11 protein-coding genes are annotated in these 12,743 nt (G+C 56.9%); 7 read left to right on the forward strand and 4 right to left on the reverse strand.

The genetic code is table 11. The features are described from left to right. The 7 genes from Q1V60_RS20185 to Q1V60_RS20215 all read left to right on the forward strand — a co-directional run. A partial coding sequence (locus Q1V60_RS20185; RefSeq protein ID WP_300633889.1) for a pyridoxal phosphate-dependent aminotransferase occupies nucleotides 1-1,247 on the forward strand: 1,247 nt, incomplete at its 5' end. Next, the gene (locus Q1V60_RS20190; protein ID WP_300633891.1) at nucleotides 1,240-2,580 is read left to right on the forward strand and encodes a hypothetical protein; all 1,341 of its coding nucleotides are present in this window, start codon (nucleotides 1,240-1,242) and stop codon (nucleotides 2,578-2,580) included. The genes Q1V60_RS20185 and Q1V60_RS20190, both read left to right, overlap by 8 nt. Before the next feature lie 60 nt (nucleotides 2,581-2,640). Continuing rightward, nucleotides 2,641-3,363, forward strand: a complete 723-nt coding sequence (locus tag Q1V60_RS20195) for a sugar phosphate nucleotidyltransferase (protein ID WP_300633948.1) — start codon at nucleotides 2,641-2,643, stop codon at nucleotides 3,361-3,363. Beyond that, nucleotides 3,360-4,652 (forward strand): pyridoxal phosphate-dependent aminotransferase, encoded by a 1,293-nt coding sequence (locus Q1V60_RS20200; RefSeq protein WP_300633893.1) that lies wholly within the window; start codon nucleotides 3,360-3,362, stop codon nucleotides 4,650-4,652. Before Q1V60_RS20195 ends, Q1V60_RS20200 begins: the two co-directional genes overlap by 4 nt. Then, nucleotides 4,643-5,269 carry a CDP-alcohol phosphatidyltransferase family protein gene (locus tag Q1V60_RS20205; protein ID WP_300633895.1) on the forward strand — a complete coding sequence of 209 codons (627 nt, stop codon included), beginning with the start codon at nucleotides 4,643-4,645 and terminating at the stop codon, nucleotides 5,267-5,269. Before Q1V60_RS20200 ends, Q1V60_RS20205 begins: the two co-directional genes overlap by 10 nt. A gap of 27 nt (nucleotides 5,270-5,296) precedes the next feature. Further along, nucleotides 5,297-6,589: an ATP-grasp domain-containing protein gene (locus Q1V60_RS20210; protein ID WP_300633897.1), complete on the forward strand. Its 1,293-nt coding sequence runs from the start codon at nucleotides 5,297-5,299 to the stop codon at nucleotides 6,587-6,589. A gap of 42 nt (nucleotides 6,590-6,631) precedes the next feature. Beyond that, entirely contained in the window at nucleotides 6,632-7,891 is a 1,260-nt protein-coding gene (locus Q1V60_RS20215) for an MFS transporter (RefSeq protein ID WP_300633899.1), read from the forward strand. 131 nt (nucleotides 7,892-8,022) lie between these two features. On the opposite strand, the gene guaA is transcribed toward Q1V60_RS20215, so the two are convergent. The 4 genes from guaA to Q1V60_RS20235 form a co-directional block, all read right to left on the reverse strand. Further along, nucleotides 8,023-9,600 carry a glutamine-hydrolyzing GMP synthase gene (gene guaA / locus Q1V60_RS20220; RefSeq protein WP_300633901.1) on the reverse strand — a complete coding sequence of 526 codons (1,578 nt, stop codon included), beginning with the start codon at nucleotides 9,598-9,600 and terminating at the stop codon, nucleotides 8,023-8,025. 81 nt (nucleotides 9,601-9,681) lie between these two features. Then, on the reverse strand, nucleotides 9,682-11,151 hold the full coding sequence (gene guaB, locus Q1V60_RS20225; RefSeq protein WP_300633903.1) for an IMP dehydrogenase: 1,470 nt from the start codon (nucleotides 11,149-11,151) through the stop codon (nucleotides 9,682-9,684). A gap of 105 nt (nucleotides 11,152-11,256) precedes the next feature. After that, entirely contained in the window at nucleotides 11,257-11,805 is a 549-nt protein-coding gene (locus Q1V60_RS20230) for a hypothetical protein (protein ID WP_046069432.1), read from the reverse strand. Between the two features lie 158 nt (nucleotides 11,806-11,963). Next, on the reverse strand, nucleotides 11,964-12,731 hold the full coding sequence (locus tag Q1V60_RS20235) for a sulfite exporter TauE/SafE family protein (RefSeq protein WP_300633906.1): 768 nt from the start codon (nucleotides 12,729-12,731) through the stop codon (nucleotides 11,964-11,966). Between the last annotated feature and the right edge of the window lie 12 nt (nucleotides 12,732-12,743).

Below are 12,743 nucleotides of genomic sequence, written 5' to 3' on the forward strand. Positions count from 1 at the left end.
CCAGAAATAAGAGGGATACCATGCCAGCCATCAATGCGTATTTGGAACACCTGAACCCCCTTTCATCAAAGACGATTGCTCAGCGAGCGAAAGCGAACCCTGCGATCCTGAATCTCAGCATGGGAGAACCCGATTTCGGTCCGCCCGCCGCGTTGATTGACCTGATCTGTCGAGAGGATCTAAACAAAGAGCGGTTTTTGGATGCGGTCAAGCGCTATGAACATTCACGCGGCTCGCTGTCGCTGCGCAGCGCAATAGCAGCGTGGTATCGGCGTCGCTACGCGATTGATATCGATCCGGAAAGCGAAATCATGGTGACCCATGGGGGGATTGAAGCACTCAACCTGGCGCTGCAGACGCTGACCAACCCTGGCGACGGCGTCCTGCTGGCAGCACCAGCCTATAGCCTCTATCAACGCGCCATCCAATTGTTGAACCGTAAAAGCCAGGCACTGCAGCGTCCTGAAGGTGAAGACGAATATGTGGCTGCGCTGGCGGAAAAAAATACCCACGCCTCGGCGCGCGCGGTGCTGATTAACTCTCCGGAGAACCCCACCGGCTACGTTATGAGCGACGCGGACTGGCAAGCGCTCGCCAATGACTGTCACGAACACGATCGCTGGGTCATTCATGATGAAGTCTACGACACCCTGGCCTTCACTCGCCGACACATCAATGCCTGGTGCATTCCCGCCTTGCGCGAGCGCAGCGTGCTGATCAACAGTTGCTCAAAAAAATTCGGCGTTCCCGGCTTGCGCACAGGCTGGCTGATTGGCTCGCCCGAGGTGATTGAGGCCGCCAGCAGGGTCCACGAAAGCCTGTGCCTGGGCGTGAATATTCTTAGCGAACCTATCGCCGAACGGCTGCTGAGTACCCCTGAGGTGGACACCTGGGTGCAGCAGCAGCAGGACATGTTGGCCGCCCGTAACCGGCACGCGCTCTCATCATTGGGCGAAACACAGGGCTTGCGCTGGCCCCGCCGGCCGATGGGGGGCATGTTCCTGTTCCCTGAGGTATCCGAACTCTATCGGGCCTTGCCCGCCCGCTTGCGTGGTTTCTCGCCTGATGCCGGCAGCGCGGTTGCGGAATATCTCTTGGAGGAACGGCAGATCGCAACGGTACCAGGGATCATTTACGGCACCGAAAGCCGACATTATTTACGATTGACCAACTGTGCCAGCGAGCAGGTTTTTCATCAGGCAATCGCTCGTCTTTCATCATTGAATCTGGGAGGCAAAGGTGCATAAAAACATTCTTGATCAGCAGGTTATGACTTTTTACTCAACGCACGACGGCACCGAGAACGCCGAGGCTTTTTCCCAAGCATTGCTCAAGGTGCACCCCGGCGACTGGCGCGCCACCTTCCCGCCGGCGGTGTTCCCGCCCGGTCATCTGAGACATATCGGTACCGACGCCGCGCGGCTGCTGGCCATCGTTTTCAGTCTGCCGGAGCGCCTGTTCGGCGGGGACTATTCGTCTTTTCTGGCCTCGCAATGCCTGACGCATCGGCAACAAGAAGACATCCTGAGCTTTTGCACACCGCTTGCATTGGAGCGCGCACGGCTGTTTGCCAGGCCGGACGCATTGTTGACGAGCGAAGGCTTCAAGCTGGTTGAAATGAACGTAACCCCATCACTGGGCGGCCTCGGCATCTGTGACCGTTATGTCAGCACATTGAAAGAACATCCGCTTAGTCATCAGTTGCAGGAAGCGGGGATTAGGCTCCATGCGCCGGATATGGGCCGGCTCTGGGCTGAGACATTGCACCGCCACCGCGCGCCATTGGCGGACGACCGCGCCCCGGTAATGTTGGAACTGCTGGACGATCCGGACGAGATTGCGGAAGACAATTTCGGCTGGCCTGACTTCGGCTGGATCGCTCGAGAAGGAGGCTTTCGACTGTTGACCGGCAAACCGGCGGACGTCCATTTCACTCCGGAGGGCGTCTATGCTTTCGGCGTAAAAATCGACATCGTTTTCACCGATTTCGTATACGCCGAGCAGTTGCAATACAACGTCGGCAACGCCCTTATTGCAGCCTTGGTCGCGGCGGAACACCAGGGCCAGATAGACCTGTTCAGCGTGCCGGCCTGCTGCGCGGTTTACGACAACAAAGCAAACCTGGCCCTTCTCACCGACCCCGACTATGCCCACCTGTTCACTGAGCAGGAACGCGTACTCATCGATGCCCATATTCCCCACACCTTTATGCTGACACCGGGCAATGTGGCCAGAGCGATACGCGAACAGAACGACCTGGTTTTAAAGCCGGGGCTGGGCCTGTGCGGTTACCAGGTGATGTTTGGCAGACAAATGTCGGCTCTGCAATGGCGTGAGCAGTTGGAGCGACTGCTGGCAGAAGGCGGTTCTTTTGTGTTGCAGCAAATGGTGGATGACATCTGGACCTACACCCTGCCACATAGACAGGACAATCCAAGAATGGTGTGCATTGGCCCGATCATCATCGATGGTTGCTACACCGGCACCTTTTCGCGTGATGAGGCTTATCACGGTGAAGCGGTCGTCGTTAACCATGCCCAAGGCGCCAGCTGGTCAACCGGGTTGGAGCGCGCTGAGTAGACCCCGGACGGCACCCTGCGGTTATTTTAAAAGGAGATTGAAATGCGTCTTGCGTGTTTAATGGCGGGCTCAAGCAGCAGGCTATTGCCACTGACCCTATCCCAGCATAAGGCCTGTTTGATGCTTGGAAAACGGCGAATGCTGGATTATCAACTTGAATCCTTTCAGCGCGCAGGCATCGGACCCAAAACATTTGTTCTAGGACACGGTGCCGCGCAGGTCGCGCAGATTCTGTTTGAATCATTGGCTGGCACTTCTTTTATTATTTCGCACAATCCGGAGTTCAGATCGCGGAATCTGGACTGGAGCGCCTGGCTGGCCCTCAGTCAACATCCTGGACCGGTCATTTACTATGAAGGCGACCTGCTGATCCCACCGTCGTTGCTCAAGCAGGTAAAAGACAACCCCGCCGAAATTTGCATTGCGGTGGACTCCGAAAGTAAAAACCCCAGTATCGATACGCTTGTTATCGCGCCCAATGGCAAGGTTGAACACCTGCTGTTTATTGAGCACGGGACGGCAGAAAGCCAGCCGGGCGACGGTGCCATCGGCGAATTTATCTGCTTCGTCAAATTGGGCGAAGCGGCACGGCAGTTTGTCGTTGACGCGCTAAGTAACCTGCCATTTGAGGGAGAGATGCAGCTTTACAAGATTTTTGAACAGGCATTCTCCCGGTTTACCACGGCCTATGTCGACGCGGGCGGCCGCCCCTGGATTGAAGTGGACAATTCCAGCGACCTGCAACGTGCGTCCCTTCTGGCCGAGGAGATCCTCGTCTCATGAAAACCCAGAAATTACGACAGGTGAAACCGGCGCAACTGAACAGCACGTTGTCCAACCTCGGCGTTTACGCCTCAAAGGCCATCTCGCAAGCCGCGCGTGAAAATCCGGACATCATGAACATGAGCATCGGCGAACCGGCTTTTGGCCCACCGGCGCATTTGCTGGCGGAGATTGCCCGGACCGATCTGTCCCAAGAAGCGTTTCTTTCCTCGGCGAAACGTTATGGCCAATCGCTGGGCTCCCTGGCCCTGCGTCAGGCGATCGCTGACTGGTATTTGCGCCGTTACAACCTCAAAGTTAATGCCGAGACCGAGGTACTGATTACTCACGGTGGCGTTGAGGCCGTCGCACTGGCGATCCTATGTTGCTCCAATGCCGGGGACACGTTAGCGATCACCGATCCTTCCTATATGTTGTATGAACGGGCGCTGTTGGCGCTCGGACGCCAACCTCGGCGCTTTTCGCGCCCGGTTGGCGATGAAGAATTCATTGACCTGATCGACAACGAACCGGCGTTTCGAACCCACCTCGGTGGCGCCAAAGCGGTGATTGTCAACTCGCCGGAAAACCCATCGGGCTATGTACTGTCCGCCGATGAATGGCAGCAGTTGATGCATTGTGCAGAACGCAGCGGCGCCTGGGTTATTCACGATGAAGTCTATGACAGCATGGTATTTGACCGCCCCCATTATCCTGCGCGCACCTTTGATCCCGAGGCGAGCAGGACGGTTCTAGCCAATAGTTTCTCCAAGAAATTCGGCATTCCTGGCCTGCGTATCGGCTGGTTGGTCGGTAATGCGGAATTTATCGCTACGGCCTGCAAAACCCACGATTATCTGGTGCTTGGCGTTAATCGCCAATATGAACAAATTGCCTTGCGCATCCTTCAAGATGCGCAGACTGACGACTGGCTGGCAGACAAACAAGCACTGCTCCACTCGCGCATATGCCTGGCCAAACAACATTTAACGCCCGCGCGGGGGTTCAACTGGCCACGTTCACCAATGGGCGGAATGTTTTTATTTCCGTGCGTTCGCGAGCTCTATCAACGCTTGCCGCTGGCGCAACAACAACGCTTTGCCACGGTGGGCGAAAGCGTTGCAGATTACTTACTGCAAGTTGCGCGCGTGGCCACGGTGCCCGGCATCATTTATGGGGAAGACTGCGCCGACCATATCAGGATCGTCCTGTGTTGCGATGACGCGACATTTCACACCGCGCTTGAGCGATTGGCCAATTGCCAACACACCATACTCACTCAAAAACTGGAACTGCCAGCATGCCAATAAAACACCAGTGGCTGATGCCCAGTAAATACATTGATGGCGCAAATCTAGTCACCGCTATCAATGTTCTAGTAGGGACCGTAGCGCTTATGCTGGTTTTGGCCCAACGCCCCGGTTTGGCGATCCTATTGGTGTTTGTCGCTATTTTGCTCGATCACCTTGATGGCTATCTGGCCCGGCGTTTTTATGCCCATCAGCAGGTGAAACGGGCCTTTGGTAAACAGTTCGATACGCTGGCCGATATGCTGAATTTCAATGTGCTCACGGCCATATTGTTGTTCCAGCAGTTTGACTCCATGCCGATTCTGGCCGGGGTGATTGCGGCCTCCATCGTCCTGTTTGGCTGCGTGCGCCTGTCGCACTTTACTTTGCAAACAGGCTCGGGAGATGAGAGTGCCTATGGGCTACAAACCCCTTACGCCGCTTTTGTAATTACCAATATGTTGTTATTGAACACGGCCGGTCATTTGCCGGACGGAGCGGTGCTGCTCTTCGCGGCCATCATTTCAGTTATGCAAATAACCTGCGTTCCACTGCGTATGCCCAGCCCCGCTGTCTGCGTCTCGGGGCTGAGCGCGATATTTTTCATCAATCTGTTGCTCTGCGGTTTACCCAGTTAACTCTTTTTATGCCAGGGAGAAATGCTGATGGCTCACGTTATCTTTATCGACAGCACACCGACCGGTCTGAACGCCTTTCGCAGCGCTCGGCGTCTCGGCCATGAAGTCACCTTTATTCATCCGACCAAGTCTTCCAGCTTCGTCAGCATCATGACAAAAGACCCAGCTAAACTGGCTGGCCAGTTGGGGCATGTCGACCGTTACATAGAGGTAGACACCCTGGAAAACGAGCATGTTTTCCCCGTGCTCGAGGCCCTGATGAAAGAGAATCCGTTCGACACGATCATCAGTTCGGCGGAGACCGGCATCATGGCGGCTGCCTGCGCGGCTGAAAAATGGGGAACGCTCTATCCCAGCCCTCAAGACCTGGGCAATACAATATTCAAGAATCGCTTGCGTAACACACTGAAGAACAATGCTATCCGCTCACCAGATTTTGAAGTGCTAAGTGAAGAGGCGTTGTTACAAGGCCCCAAAAAAATCCAACTTCCGTTTGTGGTGAAACCCATTCGCGGCTTTGCCAAACAATTTTCTGCCATTTGCCGCACCAGAAGCGATTTCGATAGTTATGTCCATAACCTGAAAATCGATCGAGCCAATAGCGCCTTGATTGATAGCGTGGTATCGCATGAATACATCGTTGAAGAGTACGTCACTGGCACGCTGCATTCCGCCGAGGTAATCGTGCGCGGCGGCGAGGTCATGTTTTACGCCACCACCACCCGTTACCGCGCACATTATTACGACTTGCTGGAACTGGCGGCGGTAATGCCCTCAGGCTTACCGAAACAGACGCGCGATGAGATGAAAACCTATTTGCAAGCGGTGTTTAGCGCCCTTAACATTCAGATCGGCCTGTATCACGTTGAATTGCTGTTAACCGACAGCGGCCCGGTCCTGGTGGAAATCAATGCCCGGATGATGGGCAGCGTTTCTCCGATCATGTATCAGATTCAAACGGGCCACGACCCTTTTGAGTATTTGATCCGCCTGCATCTGGGTGAGCCGGTGAGCGTAAACGACGATGATTTCACCAATGCGGGAATCACCCTTGCCGTGGCTGCCAGACATGGCGGCACTGTCTCTTCATCCTTCGAACCAGAAAAGCTCAATGAACTGCTGGCCCGCTACGAGATCCCGCACAATACGCTGAACATTTACGCCGGCAGAGAGATAGGGCGCTACGAGGGCAATTTCAGCATCATGGGACATGTCATTATTCTGGCGGAAACCCCGCAGAAAGTGGCTGAAAAAGGGCATGACTTCCTTAACGAAATCGACGCGTTGATCGGTTTAGAAACGGCAAAATACTTTGCCTAGGAGTTAGTGTTTGAATACCGGCGAGTTAAGGAGGCCATTCATATGACGGCACCGGATTCGGTTTTTCGTCATCCGGCATTCGTACGATTCTGTGTGGGAGATATTGCCACTCAAGTCGGCACGGCCATCGTCATTATCATCATCCCCCTCATCGCCATAACCTTTCTTGACGCGACGCCGCTTGAGGTAGGCATTCTCGCCGCCAGCGAACGGTTGCCGTTTATCATCTTCAGCCTCATCGCCGGTGTGTCCGCAGATAAGTGGGAGCGCCGGTTGATTCTGTTTTGCGCCAATTTCCTACGCGTGGTTTTACTGCTGATAATCACGTTTGTCGTTTGGTCCGGCGCTTTATCGGTGATCACACTGGCTGCGATGGTTTTTATCGTCGGCGCCGCCAATGTCTATTTTGAAGTAGCTTACTGGACTTACATCCCTGCGCTGGTTCCCGCACGGCTGATTGCGAAAGGTAACGGCGCCCTGGCGGCCATCGCAGGCGCGGCAGAGTTGGTCGGGCCTGCCGTGGGCGGGATGCTGTTAAAAATTGCCGGCATTCCCGGTGCTCTGTTATTGAACAGCCTGCTGTTTCTGGTAGGCAGCGGCATGATCCTGACGGTACCCAAGAATAAACCGGCGCCTCAGGAGGGTGCCCACCGGTCAAGCCTCAGCCAAATAAAGCAGGGTATACACGTCTTATTTCATTCACCGCCGTTACGTCGGTTGGTCATTATCGGCGCAACCTGGAATATCTTCGCTTGCGCAGCGACCCCACAAATCATGGTTTACCTGACCCGAACGCTGGGCCTTGCCACCACGCAAGTCGGCCTGATCCTGGGACTGCAAGGGCTGGGCGGACTGGTCGGTGCACTCTGTGCCGGCAGAGCCAGCGAAAGACTGGGGCACGGAGGCAGCATCATGGTGGGAGGGATGATCTACAGCCTTTTCACGTTGGCCATTTGTACCGTGACGCAATCGGCGCCCCAGGATCAGCTGTTGATCGGTGCATGCCTGTTTTGCGCAGGTTGGGGGTCGTCAATTGGCGTGGTCAATATTATCAGTCTCCGGCAGTTGGTTAGCCCTGAAGGTCTCCTTGGCAGAATCAACGCCAGCTTCCGCTTCGTTACCTGGGGGATCATGCCGCCTGCCGCCTTATTAGGGGGGGCTCTATCGCAATTGATCAATAGCCGGTTTGTCATTGTTTGCGCGTGTCTACTAGGGTTAGCCCTGATCTTGTATTCGTTCCGTAGCAGCACGGCCCTGCTCTGCACTGAAGCATCACCCGAACAGCTTAATCAGAACAGCTGAGATGACGCACATAAACATACGCGTCGTTCCAACGGCGTGACTGCTGAGCGCCCAAAAACCCAAAAGCCCGCAATTACGCGGGCTTCAGGGCATTTCTTGCTAGATCGTGCCCGACAGTGCCGGACGTAGGATCATTCCCACTCAATCGTCGCCGGCGGCTTGCTCGACACGTCATAAGTAACGCGCGAGATACCCTCAATCTCATTGATGATCCGGCCACTGACCGTTTCCAGCAATTCGTAAGGCAGGTGCGCCCAACGGGCAGTCATGAAGTCGATCGTCTCTACGGCACGCAGTGCAACGACCCACGCGTAACGGCGGCCATCGCCTACTACGCCTACGGATTTCACCGGTTGGAACACCACGAACGCCTGGCTGACCTTGTGGTACCAATCAGCTTTGCGCAGTTCTTCGATGAAGATGTGGTCGGCGCGGCGCAGCAGGTCGGCGTATTCCTTTTTCACTTCACCGAGGATGCGCACGCCCAGGCCCGGGCCTGGGAATGGGTGGCGGTAGACCATGTCGTACGGCAGGCCCAGTTCCAGGCCCAGACGGCGGACTTCGTCCTTGAACAGTTCGCGCAGCGGTTCTACCAGCTTGAGGTTCATTTCTTCAGGCAGGCCACCCACGTTGTGGTGAGACTTGATCACGTGGGCCTTGCCGCTCTTGGCGCCGGCCGATTCGATCACGTCGGGGTAGATGGTGCCCTGGGCGAGGTACTTGATGTTGTCCAGGTGTTTGGCCTGGGCGTCGAATACGTCGATGAAGGTGCGGCCGATGATCTTGCGCTTTTTCTCAGGATCGGACTCGCCGGCCAGGTTGTTGAGGAACTGCTCTTCGGCGTTGGCGCGGATCACCTTGACGCCCATGTTCTCGGCGAACATGGCCATCACTTGCTCGCCTTCGTGCAGGCGCAGCAGGCCGTTGTCGACGAACACGCAGGTCAACTGGTCGCCGATGGCTTTGTGCAGCAACGCGGCGACCACGGAGGAGTCAACGCCGCCGGACAGGCCGAGCAATACGTTGTCGGTGCCGACCTGGGCGCGCACTTGGGCGATGGCGTCTTCAGCGATTTTCGACGGCGTCCACAGGGCTTCACACTCGCAGATGTCGAGGATGAAGCGCGACAGGATGCGCCCGCCTTGCTTGGTGTGGGTCACTTCCGGGTGGAACTGCACGCCGTAATAACGACGCTCGTCGCTGAACATGCCGGCGATCGGGCAGCTCGGGGTGCTGGCCAGGATATGGAAGTCCTGCGGCATCTTGGTGACCTTGTCACCGTGGCTCATCCACACATCGAGGCCGAACAGGCCGTCGGCGTCGATGTGGTCTTCGATGCCGTCCAGCAGGCGGCTCTTGCCGACCACGTCGACACGCGCATAACCGAATTCACGCAGCTCGGAGCCTTCAACCTTGCCGCCCAGTTGCTCGGCCATGGTCTGCATGCCGTAGCAGATGCCGAAGACCGGCACGCCGAGGTCGAATACCGCTTGCGGGCAACGCGGGCTGTCGGCTTCGTGCACGGATTCGGGGCCACCGGCGAGGATGACGCCTTTGGGCGCGAATTCGCGAATCGCTTCGTCATCCATGTCGAACGGGTGCAGTTCGCAGTACACGCCGATTTCACGCACGCGGCGGGCGATCAGCTGGGTGTACTGGGAACCGAAATCGAGGATCAGGATGCGGTGAGCGTGAATGTCGAGGGCCATGAAGTCAGTCTCGTCTAATGAATCAGAAACAACTCGGGGCTGAAAGAACAGCCCCGGTTACTTAACGTTTTGCTGGAAGCCTCAACCTACGCGGTAGTTTGGCGCTTCCTTGGTGATCTGCACGTCGTGGACATGGGATTCAGCCATGCCGGCGCCGGTGATCCGTACGAACTCTGGCTTGGTGCGCATTTCTTCGATGTCGGCGCTGCCGGTGTAGCCCATCGAGGAACGCAGGCCGCCCATCAGTTGATGGATGATCGCGCTCAGGGTGCCTTTGTACGGCACACGGCCTTCGATACCTTCAGGGACGAGCTTCTCGGCGCCTGCCGAGGAGTCCTGGAAATAGCGATCGGACGAACCTTGCGCCTGGGACATGGCGCCCAGCGAACCCATGCCACGGTAAGCCTTGTAGGAACGGCCCTGGAACAGTTCGATCTCGCCCGGCGCTTCTTCGGTACCGGCGAACATCGAGCCCATCATCACGCAGGAAGCCCCGGCAACGATGGCTTTGGACAGGTCACCGGAGAAACGGATGCCGCCGTCGGCGATCAACGGTACGCCAGTGCCTTCAAGGGCAGCGGCGACGTTGGCGATGGCGCTGATTTGCGGCACGCCCACACCGGCAACGATACGCGTGGTGCAGATCGAGCCAGGGCCGATACCGACCTTGACCGCATCGGCACCCGCTTCGGCCAAAGCCTTGGCGGCGGCGCCGGTGGCGATGTTGCCACCGATCACTTGTACGTCGGGGAAGTTCTGCTTGACCCAGCGCACGCGGTCGATCACGCCTTTGGAGTGACCGTGGGCGGTGTCGACCACTACCACGTCAACACCGGCAGCCACCAGAGCCGAAACGCGGTCGCCGGTGTCTTTACCGGTACCGACCGCAGCGCCGACGCGCAGACGACCTTGATCATCCTTGCTGGCCCATGGGTAAGCCTTGGCTTTTTCAATGTCGTTGACGGTCATCATGCCTTTGAGGGCGAATTTTTCGTCGACGATAAGCACGCGCTCGATGCGGTGCTTGTGCAGCAACTCGCGAGCCTCGTCCTTGTCGACACCTTCGCGAACAGTGACCAGACGCTCTTTAGGCGTCATCACTTCACGGACGGTGACTTCAAGACGGTTCTCGAAACGCACGTCACGGGAAGTGACGATGCCGACCAGGTCGCCATCGTGCAGTACCGGAACGCCGGAGATGTTGTGCATGCGGGTCAGTTCGAACAGATCACGAACGGTAGCTTCGGCTTCGATGGTGATTGGATCTTTCACCACACCGGCTTCGTAACGTTTGACCTTGCGCACTTCTGCAGCTTGCTGGTCGATGGTCATGTTCTTGTGGATGATGCCGATGCCGCCTTCCTGAGCCATGGCAATGGCCAAACGGGCTTCGGTGACGGTGTCCATGGCAGCGGAAACCAGGGGAATATTCAGCTCGATGCCACGGGTTAGGCGGGTCTTGAGACTGACTTCGTTAGGAAGCACCTCGGAATAACCGGGCACTAGTAGAATGTCGTCGAATGTCAGAGCTTCTTGGCTGATACGCAGCATCGCGGGGGCTCCCGAGCGGGAAAATGGAAGCGCGCAATTATACTCAGACACCCCTCAGGTCTCAACGTAAAACTCTGACATATTTGGGAATACGGATAGGTGGGGTTAAAGCTCGACCTTGACCCAAGCGATCTTTTGATCCAGCCAATCGGCAAACTCATCGATAAAGCTCTGCTTGAACCCCGCCTCCGCCCAATTGTTGAAAATGAATCCCAGGTTGGAAAACCCGCATTCCTGCAGGAACAGAAAGCCGTTGATGTCATCTTCATGCCCACACAACGGGCAGGTGAAGTTGTCGGTGTGGCCGGGCATCCAGTCTTCCAGGCTTTCGAACAGCGCTTCACCGACTTCCTTCAGGCATTCCGGGCAGCCCGCTTCTTCAAGAAAGCCCTTGGCCGGCGTATAGATGCAGCGTTTGTAGATGATTTCCAGGCCATTGACCGGTTCGTTGAACGGCAGCGCTTCAGGATGCAGCACCACCGCGCGGGCGCCGTCGGCCAGGGCGTAGGCCATGCGGTTGCCGGTGCGGCCACAGGTGGTCAGTTCTTCCTTGACGATGTTCTTGCGCACCAGCCAGCGCACGATCGCCCGGGCGCGGGGTTCGTGGACAGGCAAGGTGGATATTTTCGGGACAAGGATGCTTTGGGAGTTCATGGGCCTGGGAGTCCTGCGGTGTGGCGTCTGACGCCTTCGCAAGCAAGCCCGCTCCCACATTGACTGCATTCCTACAGGCGAAACGCGGTCAATGTGGGAGCGGGCTTGCTCGCGAAGAGGCCCTGAAGGCTGGCAGCTTAATCCCTGAAGAAATCAGGTCAAGTACTCAAATACCGCCCGATCAACGCAATCCCACTGGCCAGCACCAACCACGTCACCAACCGAACAAACGCCTCACGGGACATACGCATCGTCAGCCTGCGCCCACACCACAAGCCCAGCGCCATCGCCGGCAACAGGCACAGCGCCAACATTAACAGCGGCAAATCGGCATACACCCCGGCGATCAGGAACAGGCTCAGGCGCACCACGGTGCTGAAACTGATCAACGCACTTTGAGTGGCGCGCGCCGCGTCCTTGGTCAGACGGCTGTTGAGGTAGATCGCATATAAAAAGCCGCCGCTGCCGAACAACGCTCCAAACAGGCCGCCCACCGTGCCCATGGGGATCGACCAACCCGCCGCCAACTGCGTGGGCCGCGCCTTCACCGCCAGGCTGTAGATCGCGTAGGCGCTGATAAACAGGCCCATCAGCAGCAACAACAGATCCGAATGCAGGTTGAGCAAGAAGATCACACCGAGTGTGCAACCGATTGCCATGCACGGCAGCAGCCGTATCAGTTCCGACTTGTTCACGTCTCGCCGCGTTTGCAACAGGTTGCCAAACGCCGCGACAAAATCCAGCAACACCAGAAGGGGGATGATCTTCGATAACGGCATGAACAGAATCAGGATCGGCCCTGCCACCAACGCGGTACCGAACCCGGCAATGCCGAACACCACGTAGGCCACGACCACGCCCAGGCCGATCACCAGCCAGTCGACTCCAGCGAACGACCAGTGGTTCAACAGTTCGATTCCGTTCATGCAGACGTCCCA

Source organism: Pseudomonas sp., from assembly GCF_030147005.1.
Lineage (GTDB): Bacteria > Pseudomonadota > Gammaproteobacteria > Pseudomonadales > Pseudomonadaceae > Aquipseudomonas.

What these genes read in the sequence shown, in the direction of transcription:
- Q1V60_RS20235 (WP_300633906.1), bottom strand. Translation starts at nt 12,731, where the DNA reads ATGAACGGAATCGAACTGTTGAACCACTGGTCGTTCGCTGGAGTCGAC.
- guaA (WP_300633901.1), bottom strand. Translation starts at nt 9,600, where the DNA reads ATGGCCCTCGACATTCACGCTCACCGCATCCTGATCCTCGATTTCGGT.
- Q1V60_RS20215 (WP_300633899.1), top strand. Translation starts at nt 6,632, where the DNA reads ATGACGGCACCGGATTCGGTTTTTCGTCATCCGGCATTCGTACGATTC.
- guaB (WP_300633903.1), bottom strand. Translation starts at nt 11,151, where the DNA reads ATGCTGCGTATCAGCCAAGAAGCTCTGACATTCGACGACATTCTACTA.
- Q1V60_RS20230 (WP_046069432.1), bottom strand. Translation starts at nt 11,805, where the DNA reads ATGAACTCCCAAAGCATCCTTGTCCCGAAAATATCCACCTTGCCTGTC.
- Q1V60_RS20205 (WP_300633895.1), top strand. Translation starts at nt 4,643, where the DNA reads ATGCCAATAAAACACCAGTGGCTGATGCCCAGTAAATACATTGATGGC.
- Q1V60_RS20195 (WP_300633948.1), top strand. Translation starts at nt 2,641, where the DNA reads ATGGCGGGCTCAAGCAGCAGGCTATTGCCACTGACCCTATCCCAGCAT.
- Q1V60_RS20200 (WP_300633893.1), top strand. Translation starts at nt 3,360, where the DNA reads ATGAAAACCCAGAAATTACGACAGGTGAAACCGGCGCAACTGAACAGC.
- Q1V60_RS20210 (WP_300633897.1), top strand. Translation starts at nt 5,297, where the DNA reads ATGGCTCACGTTATCTTTATCGACAGCACACCGACCGGTCTGAACGCC.